This is a genomic window from Citrobacter sp. Cpo142 (assembly GCF_030332425.1).
Classification (GTDB): domain Bacteria; phylum Pseudomonadota; class Gammaproteobacteria; order Enterobacterales; family Enterobacteriaceae; genus Citrobacter; species Citrobacter portucalensis.
In genome coordinates this window covers 45012-67516 of record NZ_JAOWHW010000126.1, presented here as the reverse complement: position 1 = coordinate 67516, position 22505 = coordinate 45012, and the positions used below count along the sequence as shown (strand labels likewise).

Genomic DNA, 22505 nt, shown 5'->3' with positions numbered 1-22505 from the left:
TGCGCAGCCGCTGCCAGAGCGGTTGCGTATTGCCCGTTTTTATTCTGTGTTTAACCTTTCATTAAAGAATTATTCACCTCGATTCAGCGCCTTCCGCTTTATGTCATAGACAATTCCTGCATAAAAAATTGATAAAAGACGTTTTTTAATCTGGGCTATATCCACAATTCCTGGCTAAAGTTATTCTTGCGAAGCTTACCAACGTCATCATTTAAACAGCCCCTTGTGACCTGTTCTGCGGCCACAGTGTATGTTGAATGCCTGGGCGGATGCCAGCGAGCAATAGCGGCGTGAGGAGAGGCCTCTCTTTTCATTGGTGCCGCATGAAAGAATATGCACGTTTCTTGCATATCATTAGAGTGTGACATTTTTGTTCGTTTGTTAACGAACTTTCAGAAGGAAAGAGATTATGACCGCCTTAAATAAAAAATGGTTATCAGGCCTGGTTGCGGGTGCTCTGATGGCCGTCTCTGCCGGCACGCTCGCTGCTGAACAAAAAACGCTGCATATATATAACTGGTCTGATTATATTGCCCCGGACACGGTGGCTAATTTTGAAAAAGAGACCGGAATTAAAGTTATCTATGATGTATTTGATTCCAATGAAGTGCTGGAAGGTAAGCTCATGGCTGGCAGTACCGGCTTTGACCTTGTCGTTCCATCCGCCAGCTTCCTTGAGCGTCAACTGACTGCGGGCGTATTCCAGCCGCTGGATAAGAGCAAATTGCCGGGCTGGAAAAATCTTGATCCTGAACTGCTGAAGCTGGTGGGTAAACACGATCCGGACAACAAGTTCGCGATGCCGTACATGTGGGCTACGACCGGTATTGGCTATAACGTGGATAAAGTCAAAGCGGTGCTTGGGCCGGATGCGCCGGTTAACAGCTGGGATTTGATCCTCAAACCGGAAAATCTGGAAAAACTCAAAAGCTGCGGCGTCTCTTTCCTCGATGCGCCAGAAGAGGTATTTGCCACGGTGCTGAACTATTTGGGTAAAGACCCAAACAGTACCAAAGCGGATGATTACACCGGGCCAGCAACCGATCTGCTGTTGAAGCTGCGTCCAAATATTCGCTACTTCCACTCCTCGCAATATATTAACGACCTGGCAAACGGTGATACCTGCGTCGCGATTGGCTGGGCAGGGGACGTATGGCAGGCGGCAAACCGTGCGAAAGAAGCGAAAAATGGCGTCAATATCTCCTTCTCAATTCCTAAAGAAGGTGCAATGGCGTTCTTTGACGTATTCGCGATGCCTGCCGATGCGAAAAACAAAGATGAAGCCTATCAGTTCCTCAATTACCTGCTGCGCCCTGATGTGATTGCGCATATCTCCGACCACGTGTTTTATGCCAATGCCAACAAAGAAGCGACGGCTCTGGTCAGCCCTGAGGTTCGTGACAACCCGGGTATCTACCCGCCTGCGGATGTTCGCGCCAAGCTGTTCACACTGAAAGTACAGGATCCGAAGATCGATCGTGTACGTACCCGCGCATGGACGAAGGTAAAAAGCGGGAAATAAACCGATGTTTGGGACATGACCCGGCAGGATTTTTGCCTGCCGGGCAGTGTTGAGCCCGGACACATATAACCCGGCAATACGCACCGTTATGGTGCGTTATTTGCACCGTTTCTTTGTTTTATGCCGGAGAGCACCTGAGTGAATGATGCAACCCCACGCCCACAAGCGAAAATCCGCAAGGCGCTGACCCCGCTGCTTGAAATTCGCAATCTGACCAAGTCATTTGACGGTCAGCACGCCGTTGATGACGTCAATCTTACTATCTACAAAGGTGAAATATTTGCTCTGCTCGGCGCGTCCGGCTGTGGCAAATCGACTCTGCTGCGCATGTTAGCGGGATTTGAACTGCCGACTACCGGGCAAATCATGCTTGATGGCGTCGATTTAGCGCATGTCCCGCCTTATCTGCGTCCGATTAATATGATGTTTCAGTCCTATGCCCTGTTTCCGCACATGACGGTGGAGCAGAACATTGCCTTTGGCCTCAAGCAGGACAAACTGCCGAAGGCTGAAATCGCCAGTCGGGTGAATGAGATGCTGGGACTCGTGCATATGCAGGAGTTCGCCAAACGCAAGCCACATCAGCTTTCTGGCGGCCAGCGTCAGCGCGTGGCATTGGCGCGCAGCCTGGCAAAACGTCCAAAACTGCTGCTGCTGGATGAGCCAATGGGGGCGCTGGATAAAAAACTCCGAGACCGCATGCAACTGGAAGTGGTGGATATCCTTGAACGCGTCGGCGTGACCTGCGTGATGGTGACACACGATCAGGAAGAAGCCATGACGATGGCGGGCCGTATTGCGATCATGAACCGTGGCAAATTTGTCCAGATTGGCGAGCCGGAAGAGATCTATGAGCATCCGACTACGCGTTACAGCGCAGAGTTTATCGGTTCGGTAAACGTTTTTGAGGGACTGCTAAAAGAACGCCAGGAAGATGGTCTGGTGATTGAGTCTCCTGGTCTGGTACATCCGCTGAAAGTGGACGCCGATGCTTCTGTTGTCGATAACGTCCCTGTGTATGTTGCGCTGCGTCCGGAAAAAATCATGCTCTGCGAAGCCCCTCCGCCAGAGGGTTATAACTTCGCGGTAGGCGAAGTGGTGCACATTGCCTATCTGGGTGATTTGTCGGTGTACCACGTACGTTTGAAAAGCGGCCAGATGTTGAGCGCCCAGCTACAAAATGAGCATCGTTATCGCAAGGGATTACCAACCTGGGGTGACGAAGTCCGTTTATGTTGGGATGCGGACAGCTGTGTGGTGTTGACGGTTTAAGGAGCGAAGATGAGTACACTTGAACCTCCGGCACGCGTGGATAAAGCAGGGCGATTCACGCTGTTTATGTCGCGGCTGCAAATGAAGCACGGGCGCAAGCTGGTGATCGCGCTGCCGTATGTGTGGCTGCTGCTTCTGTTTCTGCTGCCTTTTCTGATCGTCTTCAAAATCAGTTTGGCTGAAATGGCGCGCGCTATTCCACCCTATACCGACCTCGTTTCATGGGCTGACGATCAGTTATCCATCACGCTCAACTTAGGCAACTTCCTGCAGTTAACGGACGATCCGCTCTATTTCGATGCCTATCTGCAATCGTTACAGGTGGCGGGAATTTCGACAATCTGTTGCCTGCTGTTGGGATACCCGCTGGCATGGGCCGTCGCGCACAGCAAGCCCTCGACGCGCAATATTCTGCTGTTGCTGGTGATCCTGCCGTCCTGGACCTCGTTTTTAATTCGCGTATATGCCTGGATGGGGATCCTGAAAAACAACGGCGTGCTGAACAACTTCCTGATGTGGCTGGGCGTCATCGACCAACCGTTGACGATTTTGCACACCAATCTGGCGGTCTACATCGGTATTGTTTACGCCTATTTGCCCTTTATGGTGCTGCCGATTTATACCGCGCTGACCCGTATCGATTACTCGCTGGTGGAAGCGGCACTGGATTTAGGTGCCCGACCGCTGAAGACCTTCTTTAGTGTGATTGTACCGTTGACCAAGGGCGGGATTATCGCCGGGTCAATGCTGGTGTTTATTCCGGCTGTTGGCGAGTTTGTGATCCCTGAGTTGCTGGGCGGCCCGGACAGCATCATGATTGGCCGTGTGCTTTGGCAGGAGTTTTTCAATAACCGCGACTGGCCGGTGGCTTCTGCTGTCGCCATTATTATGCTGCTGTTACTGATTGTGCCGATCATGTGGTTCCACAAATATCAGCAAAAAAGCGTGGGGGAACACGGATGAATAACTTACCGGTCGTTCGCTCGCCGTGGCGTATTTTTATCCTGGTAGTGGGCTTTACCTTCCTGTACGCACCGATGCTGATGTTGGTTATCTATTCGTTTAACAGTTCCAAGCTGGTGACGGTCTGGGCGGGGTGGTCAACACGTTGGTATGGCGAGCTTTTTCACGATAGCGCGATGATTAGCGCTGTCGGCATGAGCTTAACGATTGCCGCGGGTGCTGCGACGATGGCGGCAATCCTCGGCACTATAGCGGCCGTGGTTATGGTGCGTTTTGGTCGTTTTCGTGGTTCGAATGGTTTCGCTTTTATGATCACCGCGCCGCTGGTTATGCCGGATGTCATTACCGGTTTGTCGCTGCTGCTGCTGTTTGTAGCGTTGGCTCACGCCATCGGCTGGCCGGCGGATCGCGGTATGCTGACCATCTGGCTGGCGCACGTCACCTTCTGTACGGCATATGTGGCGGTGGTGATTTCTTCACGTTTGCGCGAACTGGATCATTCCATTGAGGAAGCGGCGATGGATCTTGGCGCCACGCCGCTGAAGGTCTTTTTCGTCATCACGCTGCCGATGATTATGCCTGCGGTGATCTCCGGTTGGCTATTAGCCTTCACGCTGTCACTCGATGATTTGGTTATTGCCAGCTTTGTCTCTGGTCCTGGCGCCACAACGTTACCGATGCTGGTGTTCTCCAGCGTACGTATGGGGGTGAACCCGGAGATCAACGCGCTGGCGACGCTGATCCTTGGTGTGGTAGGAATTATCGGATTTATCGCGTGGTATCTGATGGCGCGAACAGAAAAACAACGGATCCGCGATATCCAACGTGCAAGACGCGGCTGAAAAAACTAAAATCTGCCAACCTGTCTATACGGCGCAGCTGTGGTGGTTGCGCCGTTTTCATGGAAGACGACGCGTTGGGATTTTTTAAGAAATCATCCACATCACATGCTCGCTTAAACGTCCCTGCTTTGGTGCAGGTGGCGGCGCTGGCTATTATCATGATCCGCTGTCTCGATCTGTTGATGATTTTTAATACGCTTGGGTTTCGTGGAACCAGTGAGTTTATTCATCGCAGTGTGCAGACCTGGAATTTGACGCTGGTGTTTCTGGGCAGTCTGGTGCTGCTATTTATCGAAATTTACTGCGCATTTTCGCTGGTAAAAGGACGGAACTGGGCACGCTGGGTCTATCTGCTGACCCAGATTATCGCCAGCGTCTATCTGTGGGCTGCTTCGCTGGGCTACGGATACCCGGAACTGTTCAGTATTGCGGGGGAGTCCAGACGCGAAATCCTGCATACGCTGGTAATGCAAAAACTGCCGGATATGCTGGTATTGCTGTTACTGTTTGTTCCTGCGTCCAGCAGGCGGTTCTTCCGTTTGCAATAACGTGTATAATATTGGCCCCCTGTTAATTTATAGGTTTTTGTATGCAGTGCGCACTATATGACGCCGAGCGCTGCCGCTCCTGTCAGTGGATAACACAGCCTGTCGCCGATCAACTCTTCGCTAAAACAGCCGATCTACAGAATCTGCTGGCCGAGCATCCGGTCGGAGAATGGTGCGCGCCGATCAGTGGTCCGGAAAGCGCGTTTCGTAATAAAGCCAAAATGGTGGTCAGCGGCAGCGTGGAAAAACCGCTGCTGGGGATGCTGCATCGTGACGGTACGCCTGAGGATTTGTGCGACTGTCCGCTCTATCCTGAGTCTTTTGCGCCCGTATTTTCCGCGCTTAAGCCGTTTATCGCTCGGGCGGGGCTGACGCCCTATAACGTGGCGCGCAAACGCGGGGAACTGAAATATCTGCTGTTAACGGAAAGCCGGTACGACGGCGGTATGATGCTGCGTTTTGTCCTGCGTTCTGACGCAAAACTGGCACAACTGCGCGCGGCGCTACCCTGGTTGCAGGCACAACTCCCACAGTTAAAAGTAATTACTGCCAATATTCAGCCGGTGCATATGGCGATTATGGAAGGGGAGACCGAAATCTTCCTGACTGAACAACAGGCACTGGCGGAACGCTTTAACGATGTGCCGTTGTGGATCCGCCCGCAGAGCTTCTTCCAGACCAATCCGGTGGTAGCGGGGCAGTTATATGCCACGGCGCGTGACTGGGTGCGTCAGCTTCCGGTTAATCACATGTGGGATCTGTTTTGCGGCGTCGGGGGCTTTGGTCTGCACTGCGCCACACCGCAGATGAAACTGACGGGGATTGAAATCGCGCCAGAGGCGATTACCTGCGCGAAGCAGTCAGCGCAGGAGCTTGGATTGCAGAATCTGCATTTTCAGGCGCTGGATTCAACCCAGTTTGCTACCGCTCAGGGCGAAGCACCTGACCTGGTGCTGGTGAACCCGCCGCGTCGCGGGATTGGAAAGCCGCTGTGCGATTTTCTCTCCCGCATGGCACCGCGTTTTATCATTTATTCCAGCTGTAATGCGCAAACCATGGCGAAGGATATTCGTGAGTTGCCCGGGTATCGCATTGAAAGCGTCCAACTTTTCGATATGTTCCCACACACCTCGCACTATGAAGTGTTAACGCTGCTCAGCCGACAATAACTGCCATGCCTGATGGCGCTTCGCTTATCAGGCCTACGGAGATATTCAGGGCTGTAGCAATGTAGGCCGGATAAGGTGCTTGCGCCGCATCCGGCAAATGCAACATGCGAAAAAAAAGCCCGTACTTTCGTACGAGCTCTTCTTAAAATATGGCGGTGAGGCGGGGATTCGAACCCCGGATACGTTGCCGTATACACACTTTCCAGGCGTGCTCCTTCAGCCACTCGGACACCTCACCATATTGTATTGCTGCCTGACCGCTTGGGGGGCAACGGGGCGCTACTATAGGGAGTTGCGCTAAAACGGTCAAGCAGAATTTACGTGTTAACTCTCGTTTGGTTACGCATTATACATATTTCTCCGCCCAGGCAGGCGCAGAGGATTGGATTAGCGCTGAGAGTCCAGTTTTTCGCCGTTGGTCACGACTTCCTGAGCTTTGCTGTAGCTTTCGATCAGCAACTGATAAGCCGGGAAGACTTTGGTATACACTTCAGCCCATTCGGCGGCGTCTTCACGGTTCCATGTGCCCTGAATTTCAGAAGCGACGGCGGCGGTATCCATCGGCACAACGCCAGCCTGAACAACTCGAGCCAGGGTGATTTCCTGCGCCATTTTGCTGTAAGTACCGGAAGCGTCGATCACAGCGAAAACCTTATAGCCTTCCGCAACCGCGCTGATAGCCGGGAAAGCCATGCACACGCTGGTAATCGTACCGGCGATAATCAGCGTTTTACGACCAGTTGCTTTGACCGCTTTCACGAAATCTTCGTTATCCCAGGCGTTGATTTCGCCTTTACGCGCCACGTATTGGGCATGCGGCGCATTGGCGTGGATCTCAGGGATCAGCGGGCCGTTAGGTCCCTGCGGTACGGATGCCGTGGTAATCACCGGCATCTTCGCCAGAGTCGCCATTTTAGCCAGCGCGGCGGCACGCGCACGCAGTTCTGGCATTGGCATGTCGCCGACGGTCTGGAACAGCCCGCTCTGATGATCGATAAGCAGCATGACGGAATCATTCACATCGATGACTGGACGTGAACCATTAAAGTTTGCAGGACTGGACATATTCTTCTCCTTCGATTCAGATTTGGCCAAAGCGGCCGGAGTTAAAATCGCGTACGGCTTCAGCGATTTCTTGTTTCGTGTTCATTACAAACGGACCGTAACCTACAATCGGCTCGTTCAACGGTTCTCCAGAAAGCAGCAGCACGCTGGCGTCGCTGGAGGCTTCAATATGCAGCGTTTTCCCCTGCTGGCTCAGCACCACCAGTTGTGCTTCGCTGGCAGACGTAGTGCCGTTTACGGTGATATTCCCTTTCAATACCACCAGGGCAGTGCTCCATCCTTCCGGCTGGGACAACGTGAGCTGATGATTACGTTGCAAACGCATATCCCAGACGTTCAGCGGCGAGAAGGTATGTGCCGGGCCTTTTGTATCCTGATAGCTGCCCGCAATCACACGAACGCTCCCTGCTTCATCAGGCAGGGCGACAGTGGGGATCACATCGCTGCTGATGCCCTGGTAACCCGGAACGGCCATTTTGTCTTTTGCTGGCAGATTGACCCACAGCTGTACCATTTCCAATTCGCCACCCTGACGGGTAAATTCAGGTGAATGGAACTCTTCGTGTAATATTCCTGCTCCTGCGGTCATCCACTGCACGTCGCCGGGGCCGATAATGCCGCCGCGACCGGTTGAATCACGGTGTTCAACTTCGCCGCTGTACACGATGGTCACCGTCTCAAAACCACGGTGAGGGTGTTCGCCTACGCCGCGTTTTTCGTTACCCGGCGTAAACGTATGTGGACCGGCGTAATCCAGCAGCAGGAACGGACTTAGCTGTTCAGCATGAGACTGGTAAGAAAACATCGAGCGAACCGGAAATCCATCGCCAACCCAGTGCGGGCGGGGTGCGGTGTAGACGCCTGTTACTTGTTTCATATGTGTCTCCTCTATGGCGTTATCTTGATGTGAATAAGCTTATATTCATGACAGCGAGCTGAGTAGTAGCTAAAATAGTCCTCACTGTCTCATAAATAGGACAATTGGATGACGAAGCCAGATCTCAATGATTTTGCATGGTTTGTGCATGTTGTAGAGGAAGGGGGATTCGCGGCGGCGGGTCGGGCGCTTGATGAACCGAAATCAAAACTAAGCCGACGGATAGCGCAACTGGAAGAGACGCTGGGAGTTCGACTGATTCAGCGAACCACCCGCCAGTTTAACGTGACGGAAGTTGGGCAAACCTTTTACGAACACTGTAAGGCGATGCTGGTGGAAGCGCAGGCAGCGCAGGATGCGATTGCCGCGTTACAGGTTGAACCGCGTGGCGTGGTGAAGTTGACGTGTCCGGTCACGCTGCTGCATGTGCATATCGGGCCGATGCTTGCCCGTTTTATGGCGCGTTATCCTGACGTATCAGTGCAACTGGAGGCTACTAACCGCCGCGTGGACGTTGTTGGAGAGGGCTTGGACGTGGCGATTCGCGTAAGGCCCCGACCATTTGAGGATAGCGACCTGGTGATGCGTGTGCTGGCGGACAGGGGGCATCGTTTGTATGCCAGCCCGCAGTTAATCGAGCAAATGGGAACGCTACATTCTCCGGCGGAGCTGACGCGTTGGCCGGGCCTGAGTCTGGCGACGGGTAAACATGTGCATCGTTGGGAGTTATTCGGGCCGCAGGGCGCACGTGCGGAGGTGCATTTCACGCCGCGTATGATCACCACCGATATGCTGGCGTTACGTGAAGCCGCAGTTGCCGGTGTGGGGGTAGTTCAACTTCCACAGCTGATGGTAAAAGATCAAGTAGCTGCGGGTGAACTGGTGGCATTGCTCGACGGCTGGGAACCGAAGCGAGAAATAATTCACGCAGTCTTTCCATCACGCAGGGGATTATTGCCGTCAGTACGCACATTAGTGGATTTCTTAACGGAAGAATATGCGCGGATGATTGAGGATTAAATACCTGACCTTGGCCCACAAAAAAGGCCGGTTAAACCGACCTTTTATTATCTGGACGCCATTCGGGCGTTAAAAACAATCAGCGACTACGGAAGACAATGCGGCCTTTGCTCAGGTCGTACGGGGTCAGCTCAACAGTCACTTTGTCGCCCGTCAGGATGCGGATATAGTTTTTACGCATTTTACCGGAGATGTGTGCAGTAACCACGTGACCGTTTTCTAACTCTACGCGGAACATGGTATTAGGTAACGTATCGAGAACGGTACCCTGCATTTCAATATTGTCTTCTTTGGCCATCTAATCCTCTGGGGTATCACTACCGTAATTTGAACCGGCAAGATAATGCCGAAGTTCTTTTAATAAGTAAAGATTTGTGCGTTTAAAACACAGCAAATCGGGTTTGGCGCATTACTCTAACCACACACGGCAAAGCCGCACTTAAAGCGCAACGTGTAAGGGAACGAGGAGATAAACGATAGGCGTTGCCTGACGCGAACTGTTCCTTAACGGCGGCGGGGTAATGGGCTAAACCAACTCTGCGCGACAATTATAACACCCCGACAAAAAATGTGCCGAAAACATTCACCCCTGAGGCGAAAATAACGTCCTGGGAACCCAGAAATGGCTCGGTAGCCGCTGCTGGCGCAGTCTGCTCAGGTGTTCAAGGTACTCCCGACGCGGTGTTTCGACCGCCCCCAGCGAAGCTGTGTGGCTATTTAATACCTGGCAGTCGATTAATTTTCCGCCCTGACGGATAAATTCAGCGCAAAAAACAAGCAGTGCGGTTTTGGACGCATTTTCCTGACGGCTGAACATCGATTCGCCACAAAACAACGTGCCTTGCGCCACACCATACATACCGCCCACTAACTCATTTTGTCGCCATACTTCAATGGAGTGCGCATGGCCCAGCTCGTGCAGGCGATGGTAGGCGTCGACTACATCATGCGTTATCCAGGTGCCTTCTTCCCGGTTGTTCGCGCAGCCTTCAATCACCTGACCGAACGCGTAATTGAGCGTCACGCGATAAGGCGAGTTTTTATGAAAACGTTTCATGCTGCGGCTGAGATGAAATTTCTCGGGCCAAAGAATGGCGCGTGGATCGGGCGACCACCAAAGAATGGGGTCGCCAGGTGAAAACCACGGGAAAATTCCGCGCTGGTAGGCCATTAACAGTCGGGCTGGACTGAGATCGCCGCCAAGCGCCAACAAACCGTTAGGCTCGCGTAAAGCGCCTTCCGGTGAAGGGAAGGCTATAGAATGGCGGGACAATTGCACCAGGCGCATGACAGCGAAACTCCACTACGCGAGTTTGATCGTTCAATAATAGCTTACAGACGTTGCTTAAACTGGTAATAACGCCCCTGCCGGGCTAACAAATCTGCGTGATTACCTTGCTCAATAATGTGTCCGTTGTCCATCACTATTATTTGATCAAAACGTGACAAGCCGCGCAGACGATGTGTCACCATCAGTACGGTTTTATCGCGCATGACATCGCCAATTAATTCAAGCATTTGGCTTTCTGTTGTGGCATCAAGCCCTTCGGTCGGTTCATCCAGCAGCATCAGTGGGGCATCGTGCAATAAGGCGCGGGCGATAGCCAGACGACGGAGTTCGCCGCCAGAAAGCTGACGACCGCCTTCGCCTAACCAGGCATTGAGTCCATCACCCTCTAGCAGTTTGTCCAGACCGACGCGGCACAGCATTGCGGATAATGTGTCATCACTGGCGTGCGGTGCTGCCAGCAGCAGGTTATCACGCAGCGTCGCGCTGAACAGGTGCACGCGCTGTGGCACGACGCTGATGCTCTGGCGCAGCATGGCTTCACTGAGGGCTGAAATCGGCTGCTCATTAATCAGAATTTCGCCGTGCTGCGGATCCCATGCGCGGGTCAGCAATTGTAGTAACGTTGACTTACCGCAGCCGGTGCGACCGAGAATCGCAATGTGTTCACCGGGCTGAGCCTGCAGCGAAAGGGTGTCGAGCGCTTTTTGTGCTTGCCCCGGATAGCTGAATGAAACATCGCGTAGCGTGAGAGTGACCTGCTCAGAAACTGGAGAACTGGCATCCGGGAAGGTGACTTCTGGCTGCTGTTCGGTCAGTTCGGTGATGCGTAGCGCAGAGGCAATAACCTGTCCGAGATGCTGAAACGCGCCGGTGACGGGTGCTAATGCTTCAAACGCGGCCAGCGCACAGAAGACAAACAGCGCGATCAGCGCGCCAGGCTGGGTATTGCCACCCACGCCGCCGGAGGCCATCCATAACATCACAACCACTGCCAGTGCGCCGACTAACAGCATGACCGCCTGTGATAGCGCCGTTAATTCAGACTGACGTCGTTGGGCTTCATGCCACTGCAACTCGGTGGCTTCCATTTGGGCGCGGTAACGTTCACTGGCGCCAAAGATGGTCAGTTCAGCCTGGCCCTGCAGCCAGGATGTTAACTGCTGACGATACTGCCCACGTAAATGCGTCAAGCTTTGCCCGGTGCTTTTACCTGCCTGATAAAAGAGTGGGGGCAGGATAAATAAGGTCAGCAGCATAATACCGCCGAGAGTGATAGCCAGCGTGAAATCGAGAACGCTTAGCCCCAGCGTGACCACCATGATGACGACAAAAGCGCCCACAAGCGGGGAGAGCACGCGCAAATAGAGATGATCGAGCGTGTCGACATCTGCCACTACTCGGTTAAGCAATTCACCTTGTCCATAACGGGACAGGCCAGCAGGGGAGAGCGGTAGCAGTTTGCTGAAGGTATAAATACGCAAATGTTGCAGCACGCGGAACGTCGCATCGTGGCTGACCAGCCGCTCGAAATAGCGGCCCGCGGTTCGGGTGATTGCCGCACCGCGTACCCCGGCAGCAGGGAGCATATAGTTAAAACTGTAAATTCCGGTGACACCCACCACAGCAGAAGCCGACAGGAACCAGCCGGAAAGCGTCAGCAAACCAATACTTGCCAGCAGTGTGACGATCGCCAGAACGATCCCCAGGGTTAACATCCATTTGTGACGTTTATACAGCGTCAGATAAGGTAGCAAAGCGCGCATTTAGATGTCCTCCTGACGATGAGCCAGTAATGTCGCAAACGCCCCGTTGGCTGCGCTAAGTTCGGCATAAGAGCCTTGTTCAACGATCTGTCCGTCCTGCATCACCCAGATAACGTCCCAGTCGGCAAGATCTTCAAGTTGGTGTGTCACCATCAGCGTGGTCTGGCGGCGTGACGCTGCTTTCAACGCCTGCATCACGCGTTGTTCGCTGTGTGCATCAAGGCTGGCGGCGGGCTCGTCAAGCAGCAACAACTGACATGGATTGAGTAAGGCGCGAGCCACGGCAACGCGCTGCGCTTGTCCGACAGAAAGTCGAGCAGCCTGATCGCCTACTGGTGTATCCACACCCTGTGGCAGAAGTGGTAAAAACTCACTGACCCAGGCGCTGTCGAGTGCGGCCTGCAGCTGTTCTTCGCTGGCATCGGGGCGAGCGAGCAGCACGTTATCGCGTAACGTGGCGGCAGGGAGCTGCGGATTTTGTCCAACCCAGGACAGCTGTTTGCGCCAGCAATCAGGCGACAGGTCGCGCAGCTCAAAGCCGTTAATCCGCAGCGAACCCTGATAAGAGAGAAAACCGGACAGGACATTGAGCAACGAACTTTTGCCGGAACCGCTGCGGCCAACCAGCACCGCGCGTTGGCCCGCTGGCAGGGTAAAGTTGAGCGGACCTGCAAGCACTTTACCTTCCGGCGAGGTGATGACCAGATCTTCTGCTTCAATTGAAACTGCGTCTTTTGTTGTCAGCTCAATATCGCCACGCTCAGGATGTGCAAGCGGGGTTTCCATGAAGGTTTTCAGACTATCCGCGGCACCAACGGCTTGCGCTTTGGCGTGATAAAACGTGCCCAGATCGCGCAGGGGCTGGAAAAATTCCGGCGCCAGAATGAGCGCGAGGAAGCCAGCAGCCAATGTGACGCCTGTCCCGTAGTGACCAAAATCGAGTTCACCGAGGTAGGAAAAACCGAAGTAAACCGCGACCAGTGCGATGGACAGGGAGGTAAAGAACTCAAGGACACCGGATGACAGAAACGCCAGGCGCAGGACTTCCATGGTGCGCTGGCGGAAATCTTGTGACGCTGCGCGGATGCTTTCTGTTTCAGCTTCACCGCGACCAAAGATTCTTAGCGTCTCCATACCCCGCAGGCGATCGAGAAAATGGCCACTGAGGCGAGCAAGAGCCTGAAAATTGCGGCGGTTAGCGTCGGCTGCACCCATACCAACCATCGCCATAAACAACGGGATCAGCGGGGCAGTTCCAAGCAGAATAAGGGCGGCTACCCAGTTTGACGGGAATACCGCTGCCACGATCAATAAGGGGACGCATACGGCCAGCGCCATTTGCGGCAGATAACGTGCATAGTAATCATGCATGTCATCAATCTGTTCCAGGATTAGCGTAGCCCAGCTCCCGGCTGGTTTGCCTTGTATCCAGGCGGGACCTGCTTGTTGCAGACGGTCAAGCACCTGGCGGCGAATCTCAAAGCGGATATGTTGGCCAGCATGAAACCCGACGCGTTCGCGTAACCAGACGACCCATGCTCGCAGGATGAAAATCAATACCAGCACAATGAAAGGGAGCAGAAGCGCCTCTCTGGGGATATTGTCCATGATCATATGGTCGAGAATTCGGGCCATGAGCCAGGCCTGAGCGACAATTAACAGGCCGCTCACGAACCCCAACAGGCGTGAAATGTTCAGCCATCGTTGGGAAATTACACTTTGCTGTTTTAACCAGCAGGTCAGCTCTTTTTGACGGGTTTTATTCATTGCACGCTTAGCAGGTGAGTTATTGGAATTTTTGGGCAGGACAATGTTACAACAAGGCAAAAATAAAGGCGACTTATAGTCGCCTTTTTTACTTTTGTTACTGATTTGTAAAACTTATTTGCAAGCGTCTGCCAGACCGTCGAGATAACGCTCTGCGTCAAGCGCAGCCATGCAACCGGTGCCTGCTGAAGTGATCGCCTGGCGATAAATATGGTCCATCACGTCACCGGCGGCGAATACACCCGGAATGCTGGTTTGGGTGGCGTTACCATGAATACCGGACTGAACTTTGATGTAGCCATTTTCCAGTTCAAGCTGACCGTCGAAAATGGCGGTATTCGGGCTGTGACCGATAGCGACAAACAGCCCTGCAACGTCAAGTGACTCTACGTTGTCAGTGTTTTGCGTATCGCGCAGGCGCAGTCCGGTTACCCCCATTTGATCGCCGGTCACTTCTTCCAGTGTGCGGTGGGTATGCAGCACGATGTTGCCGTTTTCGACTTTATCCATCAAACGCTTGATCAGGATTTTCTCGGCGCGGAAGCTGTCGCGACGGTGAATCAAATGCACTTCAGATGCGATATTCGCCAGGTACAGCGCTTCTTCAACAGCAGTGTTGCCGCCGCCGATCACCGCAACTTTTTGATTACGGTAGAAGAAACCGTCGCAGGTCGCGCAGGCGGAAACGCCACGGCCTTTGAAGGCTTCTTCTGAAGGCAGACCCAGGTAGCGTGCTGACGCACCGGTGGCGATGATCAGTGCGTCACAGGTGTATTCACCGCTGTCGCCGGTCAGACGGAAAGGGCGGTTTTGCAGATCAACTTTGCTGATATGATCAAAAATAATTTCAGTTTCAAATTTGGTCGCATGTTCGTGCATGCGTTCCATCAGCAATGGGCCTGTGAGATCGTGCGGATCGCCAGGCCAGTTCTCCACTTCTGTTGTTGTGGTCAACTGACCACCTTTTTCCATACCGGTAATCAGTACCGGTTGCAGGTTCGCGCGTGCAGCGTAGACCGCAGCGGTATACCCCGCAGGGCCAGAGCCCAGAATAAGAAGTTTACTGTGTTTGGTTGCGCCCATGAGATCCCCATAGTTGTTAGCAGGCAATGAGCAGGATTGTAGGGAATTTACAGGCGTAAAAAAAGAGTATGGCGATTTTGTTAACAATATGTGTAATAGCGGGAACCGATGAACGGCAGAATTAGTCGTAATACTATAACGATTTCTACTTAAAATCGGTCAGTTATAAGGTGATAAAATGACGATTTTCCATCACTGCGAATGAATAACTGGCATGTTGTACTAAAAATCGATGTTTTGCTTTGACAATCCCCTGCTGTTTTGCGAAAACATTCAAGGAAGAAAAAAACTGTGTCATGTATGTGCTGCATAATCATGCATGTAGATACCATGTTTACCGTGTTAGCGAAATCTACGCATGGTGTGGACAGATGCCATTCGTGATGTCGATAGCCGCCGACAGGCAACGGTCTTCTCACCATAAACCCAGACATTGCGAACCGAAAATCCCTCTGGGTTGCGGTTTATCTTGATGGGTAGCGACTCTGAACAGTGATGTTGGTAGAGTCAGGCAGGAGTAGGGAAGGAATACAGAGAGACAATAATAATGGTAGATAGTAAGAAGCGCCCTGGCAAAGATCTCGACCGTATCGATCGTAACATTCTTAATGAGCTGCAAAAGGATGGGCGTATTTCTAACGTCGAGCTTTCTAAACGTGTGGGACTTTCACCAACGCCCTGCCTTGAGCGTGTGCGTCGGTTGGAAAGACAGGGTTTTATTCAGGGCTATACAGCGCTGTTAAACCCGCATTATCTGGATGCATCACTTCTGGTTTTTGTTGAGATTACTCTGAATCGTGGCGCCCCGGATGTGTTTGAACAATTTAACTCTGCAGTACAAAAACTTGAAGAAATTCAAGAGTGTCATTTGGTTTCCGGTGATTTCGACTATTTGCTGAAAACACGCGTACCGGATATGTCAGCATACCGTAAGCTGTTGGGGGAAACCCTGCTGCGTCTGCCTGGCGTGAATGACACACGTACTTATGTAGTAATGGAAGAAGTCAAACAGAGCAATCGTCTGGTAATTAAGACGCGCTAACACGGAACAGGTGCAAAATCGACGCAGTTTGATTACACTCCTGTTAATCCATACAGCAACAGTGCCGGGGCAACCCGGTGCTGTTGTCCGTTTTAGCATCGGGCAGGAAAAGCCCGAAACCTGGAGAGCCGTTTTTGAGCCAGGAATACACTGAAGACAAAGACGTCACATTGACGAAGTTAAGCAGCGGGCGCCGACTTCTGGAAGCGCTACTGATCCTTATTGCCCTTTTTGCCGTCTGGTTGATGGCTGCCTTACTCAGCTTTAACCCTTCGGATCCCAGTTGGTCGCAAACCGCGTGGCATGAGCCTATCCATAATCTGGGCGGAATACCTGGAGCATGGCTGGCGGACACGCTGTTCTTTATTTTTGGCGTCATGGCCTACACTATCCCCGTCATCATTGTCGGTGGCTGCTGGTTTGCCTGGCGACATCAGGCCAGCGACGAATACGTCGATTATTTTGCCGTCTCGCTGCGCATTATTGGCGTTCTGGCGCTGATTCTCACTTCCTGCGGGCTGGCCGCAATTAACGCCGATGACATCTGGTATTTCGCCTCTGGCGGCGTGATCGGCAGTCTGCTCAGCACCACGCTACAACCATTGCTGCACAGCAGCGGCGGCACGCTGACGTTGTTGTGCATTTGGGCTGCGGGATTAACGCTGTTCACCGGTTGGTCATGGGTGAGCATTGCGGAAAAACTGGGCGGCTGGTTACTCAATATCCTGACGTTTGCCAGCAACCGTACCCGCCGCGACGATACCTGGGTCGATGACGAAGAATATGAAGACGAAGAAGAGTCTGTCGGCGCCGCTGATGGCAAACCCCATGAATCGCGCCGAGCTCGTATCCTGCGCGGTGCGTTAGCGCGCCGTAAACGTCTGGCTGAGAAATTTACCAACCCGCTTGGTCGTCATACCGATGCGGCGCTGTTCTCCGGCAAACGCATGGATGATGAAGACGAAATTGAATACAGCGCCCGTGGCGTGGTTGCCGATCCTAATGATGTGCTGTTTTCCGGTAATCGCGCGACGCTGACTGAATATGACGAACTTGATCCGCTCCTTAACGGCCACTCGGTGACCGAGCCTGTGGCTGCAGCAGCTGCAGCTACAACGGCCGCTCAGGCCTGGAGCGCACCGGTTGATCCGTTGCTGCAAACGTCGCCCGTGACCAACACTGTTATGGAGCAACCGGTCCCAACTGTGACCTGGCAACCCGTGCCTGGCCCGCAAACCGGTGATGCCGCGATTGCACCAGCGCCTGAAGGTTATCCGCAGCCAGCCCAGTACGCGCAACCTCCGGTGCAGCAGCCGTATGAGCCATGGCAACAGCCGGTTGTGGAGCAGAGTCCGCAGCCGCAATATTACGCACAGCAGCCCGTTGAACCTGTTTATACGCAGCCTGTCGCGCCGCAGCCGGAACCTGTTTATCAGCCGGAGCCCGTGCTGCAACCTGTCTATCAACAGGATCCGACCTCTCAACAGAACGCCGCATTCCAGCAGCCTGCTTATCAGCCGGAGCCTGTGCAGCAACCTGTTTATCAGCAGGATCAAACTTTTCAACAGAGCAACCCGTTCCAGCAGCCTGTGGTTGAACAACCGCCGGTGGTGGAACCTGAGCCCGTGGTTGAAGAAGTTAAACCGACTCGTCCGCCGCTTTATTACTTTGAAGAAGTCGAAGAGAAACGTGCGCGTGAGCGTGAGCAACTGGCCGCATGGTATCAGCCGATTCCAGAACCTGCTCAGGAGCCTGAGCGTGTTAAGCCGTCTACGCCATCAATGCCGACGACTACATCCATACCACCCGTTGAGTCTGTTGCTGCCGTTGCACCGCTGGCCGCTGGCGTAAAAAGCGCCGCGTTAGGGGCAGGTGCCGCTGCCGCAGCTCCTGTCTTTAGCCTTGCAGGCAGCGGTACGCCGCGTCCGCAGGTGAAAGAGGGCATTGGCCCGCAGTTGCCGCGTCCGAATCGTGTGCGCGTGCCTACTCGTCGTGAGCTGGCTTCATATGGCATAAAACTGCCGTCACAGCGTATGGCTGAAGAGAAAGCGCGCGAAGAGCAGCTTGATACAGATGCGTACAATGACGATGAAATGGATGCAATGCAGCAGGACGAGTTGGCACGTCAGTTCGCTCAGTCTCAGCAGCATCGTTATGGCGAAGAGTATCAGGACGATACCCACCAGACTGATGACGAAGATTCAGCCGCAGAAGCGGAGCTTGCTCGCCAGTTTGCTTCTTCTCAGCAGCAGCGTTATTCCGGTGAACAGCCTGCCGGAGCGAATCCGTTCTCCCTCGATGACTTTGAATTTTCGCCAATGAAAACGCTAGTGGATGAGGGTCCGCATGAGCCGCTGTTTACGCCTGGCGTAATGCCGGAGCCCGCGCCGCAGTACCAGGAACCAGTTGCGCCGCAGCAGCATTATCAGCAGCCAGCGCAGCCAGTTGCACCGCAGCAGCACTATCAGCAACCGGCACAGCCAGTTGCACCACAGCAGCACTATCAGCAACCGGCACAGCCAGTTGCACCACAGCAGCATTATCAGCAACCGGCACAGCCAGTTGCACCACAGCAGCATTATCAGCAACCAGCGCAGCCTGTTACACCGCCGCAGGATAGTCTGATCCATCCGCTGCTGATGCGTAATGGGGATAGTCGTCCGGCGCACCGTCCAAGCACGCCGCTGCCATCGTTAGATCTGCTCACGCCGCCGCCGAGCGAAGTTGAGCCGATAGATACGTTCGCACTAGAACAAATGGCACGTCTGGTGGAAGCGCGTCTGGCGGATTTCCGCATTAAAGCCGATGTGGTGAACTACTCTCCTGGCCCGGTGATTACCCGCTTTGAGCTTAATCTGGCTCCAGGGGTTAAAGCGGCGCGTATTTCTAACCTGTCACGAGATCTGGCGCGTTCATTGTCGACCGCGGCGGTACGTGTGGTCGAGGTTATTCCAGGCAAGCCGTATGTCGGACTGGAGTTACCGAACAAAAAACGTCAAACCGTTTATCTGCGTGAAGTACTGGATAACGCTAAATTCCGTGATAACTCATCTCCGCTGACTGTGGTGCTGGGCAAAGATATTGCAGGCGAACCGGTGGTGGCCGATCTGGCTAAAATGCCGCACCTGCTGGTGGCAGGGACAACCGGTTCCGGTAAGTCTGTTGGGGTGAACGCTATGATCCTCAGCATGCTGTACAAAGCGCAGCCGGAAGACGTTCGCTTTATCATGATTGATCCGAAAATGCTGGAACTTTCTGTTTATGAAGGTATTCCACATCTGCTGACTGAAGTTGTGACCGACATGAAAGATGCCGCCAATGCCTTGCGTTGGAGCGTAAATGAAATGGAACGTCGCTACAAACTGATGTCGGCGCTTGGCGTGCGTAACCTTGCCGGTTATAACGATAAGATTGCTGAAGCCGCCCGTATGGGGCGTCCGATTCCGGACCCATACTGGAAGCCGGGCGACAGCATGGATGTTCAGCATCCGGTGCTGGAAAAACTGCCGTATATCGTGGTGTTGGTGGATGAATTCGCTGACCTGATGATGACCGTTGGCAAAAAGGTGGAAGAACTGATCGCTCGTCTGGCGCAAAAAGCGCGTGCGGCGGGGATCCATCTGGTGCTGGCAACCCAGCGACCATCAGTTGACGTTATCACCGGTCTGATTAAAGCGAACATCCCGACGCGTATCGCCTTTACAGTGTCCAGTAAAATTGACTCGCGTACCATCCTTGACCAGGGCGGCGCGGAATCGCTGTTGGGTATGGGTGACATGCTTTATTCTGCACCAAACTCGACGATCCCTGTACGTGTACACGGCGCCTTTGTACGCGATGAAGAAGTTCACGCGGTGGTGCAGGACTGGAAAGCGCGCGGCCGTCCACAATACGTTGATGGCATTACCTCTGACAGCGAAAGCGAAGGCGGCGGTGGCGGCTTTGATGGTGGCGAAGAACTGGATCCGCTGTTCGATCAGGCGGTGAACTTTGTTACTCAGAAACGCAAAGCCTCAATCTCCGGCGTCCAGCGTCAGTTCCGTATCGGTTACAACCGAGCGGCGCGCATCATCGAACAGATGGAAGCGCAGGGAATAGTCAGCGAACAAGGGCATAATGGTAATCGTGAAGTGCTGGCTCCGCCGCCCTTCGAATGATTGCAAAGTTAAGTAATTCAGTATTTTCTACTTTCCTCATGCTGATTTTTGGCCTGAAATGGATAGCAGAGGGATCTCCCCGTTGGGAGTGACGTATTTTGAGGAATAACGATGAAAAGAATCGCAATCACCTGTGCATTACTGTCTAGCTTTGTGGTGAGCAGCGTCTGGGCTGACGCTGCCAGCGACCTGAAAAGCCGTCTGGATAAAGTCAGTAGCTTCCATGCCAGCTTTACTCAGAAGGTCACGGACGGTAGCGGCGCGGCGGTGCAGGAAGGTCAGGGTGACTTATGGGTTAAACGCCCTAATCTGTTTAACTGGCATATGACGCAGCCTGACGAGAGCATCCTGGTTTCCGATGGTAAAACGCTGTGGTTCTTTAACCCGTTTGTTGAGCAGGCGACTGCGACCTGGTTGAAAGACGCCACGGGTAACACGCCGTTTATGCTGATTGCGCGTAACCAGGCCAGCGACTGGCAGCAGTACAACATTAAGCAAAACGGCGACGATTTCGTGCTGACGCCAAAAACCAGCAGCGGTAACCTGAAGCAGTTTACTATCAATGTTGGGCGGGACGGGACGATCCACCAGTTTAGCGCCGTTGAGCAAGACGATCAGCGCAGCAGCTATCAGCTGAAATCTCAGCAGAATGGTGCGATTGAACCTTCGAAATTCACCTTTACCCCGCCGCAAGGTGTAACGGTTGACGATCAACGTAAGTAGAGGCGTGTGAGTGAGCAATCTGTCGCTCGACTTTTCTGATAATACCTTTCAGCCACTGGCCGCGCGTATGCGGCCAGAAAATTTAGCGCAGTACATCGGCCAGCAGCATCTGCTGGCTGCGGGTAAACCCTTGCCGCGCGCCATCGAGGCCGGGCACCTGCACTCTATGATTTTATGGGGTCCTCCGGGGACGGGGAAAACCACGCTTGCCGAAGTTATTGCCCGTTACGCTAACGCCGATGTTGAACGAATTTCGGCAGTTACCTCTGGTGTAAAAGAAATTCGTGAAGCGATTGAGCGTGCGCGTCAGAATCGTAACGCGGGCCGGCGTACGATCCTGTTTGTGGATGAAGTTCACCGTTTTAATAAAAGCCAACAGGATGCGTTTTTACCGCATATTGAAGACGGTACCATCACGTTTATTGGCGCAACCACTGAAAACCCCTCGTTTGAGCTGAACTCGGCGCTGCTGTCGCGTGCGCGCGTTTACTTACTGAAATCGTTAACCACCGACGATATTGAACAGGTGCTGGACCAGGCGATGTCAGACAAAGCGCGGGGTTACGGCGGCCAGGATATCGTACTGCCGCCAGAGACGCGTCGGGCGATTGCTGAACTGGTGAATGGCGACGCGCGGCGAGCGCTGAATACGCTGGAAATGATGGCCGATATGGCCGAAGTTGATGATTCTGGCAAGCGCGTATTGAAGGCCAAGTTGCTCACTGAAATTGCCGGTGAACGCAGCGCGCGTTTCGATAATAAAGGCGATCGCTTTTACGATCTCATCTCCGCATTACACAAATCGGTTCGCGGCAGCGCCCCGGATGCGGCACTTTATTGGTATGCGCGCATCATTAGTGCAGGTGGTGATCCGCTGTATGTTGCTCGTCGCTGTCTGGCAATTGCCTCTGAAGATGTGGGCAATGCCGATCCTCGCGCCATGCAGGTGGCAATTTCCGCATGGGACTGCTTTACCCGAGTGGGACCCGCGGAAGGTGAACGAGCGATTGCTCAGGCGATTGTTTATCTGGCCTGCGCGCCGAAAAGTAATGCGGTTTACACCGCCTTCAAAGCCGCGCTGGCTGATGCCCGCGAACGTCCGGATTACGACGTGCCGGTCCATCTGCGCAATGCGCCAACTAAGCTGATGAAAGAAATGGGCTATGGTCAGGAGTATCGTTACGCCCATGATGAACCAAATGCCTATGCCGCCGGAGAAGAGTACTTCCCGCAGGAAATGGCACAAACGCGCTATTATCACCCCACAAACAGAGGTCTTGAAGGCAAGATTGGCGAAAAGCTCGCCTGGCTCGCCGGACAGGATCAAAATAGCCCTATAAAACGCTACCGTTAGTGTTATCGTTGCGGTAATGTTGTCTCTGTATCCCTGTGACCGCAGGC

Annotated in this window: 18 protein-coding genes and 1 tRNA gene; 11 read left to right on the top strand and 8 right to left on the bottom strand. The window is 53.4% G+C overall.

The features are described from left to right. The first annotated feature begins 409 nt into the window (after positions 1 to 409). From potF to rlmC, 6 genes are all read left to right on the top strand, one after another. Positions 410 to 1522 carry a spermidine/putrescine ABC transporter substrate-binding protein PotF gene (gene potF / locus OGY18_RS15260; RefSeq protein ID WP_153686989.1) on the top strand — a complete coding sequence of 371 codons (1113 nt, stop codon included), beginning with the start codon at positions 410 to 412 and terminating at the stop codon, positions 1520 to 1522. Positions 1523 to 1660: 138 nt separating this feature from the next. Then, on the top strand, positions 1661 to 2794 hold the full coding sequence (gene potG, locus OGY18_RS15255; protein ID WP_003831665.1) for a putrescine ABC transporter ATP-binding subunit PotG: 1134 nt from the start codon (positions 1661 to 1663) through the stop codon (positions 2792 to 2794). 9 nt (positions 2795 to 2803) lie between these two features. Then, the gene (gene potH / locus OGY18_RS15250) at positions 2804 to 3757 is read left to right on the top strand and encodes a putrescine ABC transporter permease PotH (RefSeq protein WP_103848614.1); all 954 of its coding nucleotides are present in this window, start codon (positions 2804 to 2806) and stop codon (positions 3755 to 3757) included. Then, positions 3754 to 4599, top strand: a complete 846-nt coding sequence (gene potI / locus OGY18_RS15245) for a putrescine ABC transporter permease PotI (protein WP_008784246.1) — start codon at positions 3754 to 3756, stop codon at positions 4597 to 4599. Before potH ends, potI begins: the two co-directional genes overlap by 4 nt. A 59-nt stretch (positions 4600 to 4658) precedes the next feature. Further along, positions 4659 to 5147, top strand: a complete 489-nt coding sequence (locus OGY18_RS15240) for a YbjO family protein (RefSeq protein ID WP_286553524.1) — start codon at positions 4659 to 4661, stop codon at positions 5145 to 5147. A gap of 41 nt (positions 5148 to 5188) precedes the next feature. Continuing rightward, positions 5189 to 6316: a 23S rRNA (uracil(747)-C(5))-methyltransferase RlmC gene (rlmC, locus tag OGY18_RS15235; RefSeq protein WP_286553522.1), complete on the top strand. Its 1128-nt coding sequence runs from the start codon at positions 5189 to 5191 to the stop codon at positions 6314 to 6316. A gap of 150 nt (positions 6317 to 6466) precedes the next feature. Here the strand turns inward: rlmC and OGY18_RS15230 are convergent. The 3 genes from OGY18_RS15230 to OGY18_RS15220 form a co-directional block, all read right to left on the bottom strand. Further along, positions 6467 to 6554, bottom strand: a tRNA-Ser gene (locus OGY18_RS15230). A 149-nt stretch (positions 6555 to 6703) separates the two neighbouring features. After that, on the bottom strand, positions 6704 to 7381 hold the full coding sequence (locus OGY18_RS15225) for an isochorismatase family protein (protein ID WP_032939929.1): 678 nt from the start codon (positions 7379 to 7381) through the stop codon (positions 6704 to 6706). Between the two features lie 16 nt (positions 7382 to 7397). Beyond that, positions 7398 to 8258 carry a pirin family protein gene (locus OGY18_RS15220; protein WP_003831674.1) on the bottom strand — a complete coding sequence of 287 codons (861 nt, stop codon included), beginning with the start codon at positions 8256 to 8258 and terminating at the stop codon, positions 7398 to 7400. A 108-nt stretch (positions 8259 to 8366) separates the two neighbouring features. Here OGY18_RS15220 and OGY18_RS15215 point away from each other — a divergent pair, with 108 nt between their 5' ends. Next, positions 8367 to 9278: a LysR family transcriptional regulator gene (locus OGY18_RS15215; RefSeq protein ID WP_003831675.1), complete on the top strand. Its 912-nt coding sequence runs from the start codon at positions 8367 to 8369 to the stop codon at positions 9276 to 9278. 79 nt (positions 9279 to 9357) lie between these two features. Here OGY18_RS15215 and infA read toward each other — a convergent pair whose 3' ends face one another. The 5 genes from infA to trxB form a co-directional block, all read right to left on the bottom strand. Further along, positions 9358 to 9576, bottom strand: a complete 219-nt coding sequence (infA, locus tag OGY18_RS15210) for a translation initiation factor IF-1 (protein WP_002211347.1) — start codon at positions 9574 to 9576, stop codon at positions 9358 to 9360. A 285-nt stretch (positions 9577 to 9861) separates the two neighbouring features. Further along, positions 9862 to 10566, bottom strand: a complete 705-nt coding sequence (gene aat / locus OGY18_RS15200) for a leucyl/phenylalanyl-tRNA--protein transferase (RefSeq protein WP_126318688.1) — start codon at positions 10564 to 10566, stop codon at positions 9862 to 9864. A 44-nt stretch (positions 10567 to 10610) separates the two neighbouring features. Further along, complete coding sequence (cydC, locus tag OGY18_RS15195; protein WP_126318686.1) at positions 10611 to 12332, bottom strand: heme ABC transporter ATP-binding protein/permease CydC; 1722 nt, start codon at positions 12330 to 12332, stop codon at positions 10611 to 10613. Continuing rightward, positions 12333 to 14099: a heme ABC transporter permease/ATP-binding protein CydD gene (gene cydD / locus OGY18_RS15190; RefSeq protein ID WP_286553518.1), complete on the bottom strand. Its 1767-nt coding sequence runs from the start codon at positions 14097 to 14099 to the stop codon at positions 12333 to 12335. A 114-nt stretch (positions 14100 to 14213) separates the two neighbouring features. Beyond that, on the bottom strand, positions 14214 to 15182 hold the full coding sequence (gene trxB, locus OGY18_RS15185; protein ID WP_003831889.1) for a thioredoxin-disulfide reductase: 969 nt from the start codon (positions 15180 to 15182) through the stop codon (positions 14214 to 14216). Positions 15183 to 15729: 547 nt separating this feature from the next. Here trxB and lrp point away from each other — a divergent pair. The 4 genes from lrp to rarA all read left to right on the top strand — a co-directional run bounded on the left by lrp (position 15730) and on the right by rarA (position 22458). After that, positions 15730 to 16224 (top strand): leucine-responsive transcriptional regulator Lrp, encoded by a 495-nt coding sequence (gene lrp / locus OGY18_RS15180; protein ID WP_002439523.1) that lies wholly within the window; start codon positions 15730 to 15732, stop codon positions 16222 to 16224. 134 nt (positions 16225 to 16358) lie between these two features. After that, entirely contained in the window at positions 16359 to 20381 is a 4023-nt protein-coding gene (gene ftsK, locus OGY18_RS15175) for a DNA translocase FtsK (RefSeq protein WP_286553515.1), read from the top strand. Positions 20382 to 20492: 111 nt separating this feature from the next. Next, complete coding sequence (lolA, locus tag OGY18_RS15170; protein ID WP_003831898.1) at positions 20493 to 21104, top strand: outer membrane lipoprotein periplasmic chaperone LolA; 612 nt, start codon at positions 20493 to 20495, stop codon at positions 21102 to 21104. Positions 21105 to 21114: 10 nt separating this feature from the next. Next, entirely contained in the window at positions 21115 to 22458 is a 1344-nt protein-coding gene (gene rarA, locus OGY18_RS15165) for a replication-associated recombination protein RarA (protein ID WP_148362177.1), read from the top strand. The last annotated feature ends 47 nt before the right edge of the window (positions 22459 to 22505 follow it).

Excerpts from the sequence above, each read along its gene's own strand:
- potF (WP_153686989.1), top strand. The coding sequence starts at position 410 with ATGACCGCCTTAAATAAAAAATGGTTATCAGGCCTGGTTGCGGGTGCT.
- potH (WP_103848614.1), top strand. The coding sequence starts at position 2,804 with ATGAGTACACTTGAACCTCCGGCACGCGTGGATAAAGCAGGGCGATTC.
- potI (WP_008784246.1), top strand. The coding sequence starts at position 3,754 with ATGAATAACTTACCGGTCGTTCGCTCGCCGTGGCGTATTTTTATCCTG.
- OGY18_RS15240 (WP_286553524.1), top strand. The coding sequence starts at position 4,659 with ATGGAAGACGACGCGTTGGGATTTTTTAAGAAATCATCCACATCACAT.
- rlmC (WP_286553522.1), top strand. The coding sequence starts at position 5,189 with ATGCAGTGCGCACTATATGACGCCGAGCGCTGCCGCTCCTGTCAGTGG.
- OGY18_RS15225 (WP_032939929.1), bottom strand. The coding sequence starts at position 7,381 with ATGTCCAGTCCTGCAAACTTTAATGGTTCACGTCCAGTCATCGATGTG.
- OGY18_RS15220 (WP_003831674.1), bottom strand. The coding sequence starts at position 8,258 with ATGAAACAAGTAACAGGCGTCTACACCGCACCCCGCCCGCACTGGGTT.
- OGY18_RS15215 (WP_003831675.1), top strand. The coding sequence starts at position 8,367 with ATGACGAAGCCAGATCTCAATGATTTTGCATGGTTTGTGCATGTTGTA.
- infA (WP_002211347.1), bottom strand. The coding sequence starts at position 9,576 with ATGGCCAAAGAAGACAATATTGAAATGCAGGGTACCGTTCTCGATACG.
- aat (WP_126318688.1), bottom strand. The coding sequence starts at position 10,566 with ATGCGCCTGGTGCAATTGTCCCGCCATTCTATAGCCTTCCCTTCACCG.
- cydC (WP_126318686.1), bottom strand. The coding sequence starts at position 12,332 with ATGCGCGCTTTGCTACCTTATCTGACGCTGTATAAACGTCACAAATGG.
- cydD (WP_286553518.1), bottom strand. The coding sequence starts at position 14,099 with ATGAATAAAACCCGTCAAAAAGAGCTGACCTGCTGGTTAAAACAGCAA.
- trxB (WP_003831889.1), bottom strand. The coding sequence starts at position 15,182 with ATGGGCGCAACCAAACACAGTAAACTTCTTATTCTGGGCTCTGGCCCT.
- lrp (WP_002439523.1), top strand. The coding sequence starts at position 15,730 with ATGGTAGATAGTAAGAAGCGCCCTGGCAAAGATCTCGACCGTATCGAT.
- lolA (WP_003831898.1), top strand. The coding sequence starts at position 20,493 with ATGAAAAGAATCGCAATCACCTGTGCATTACTGTCTAGCTTTGTGGTG.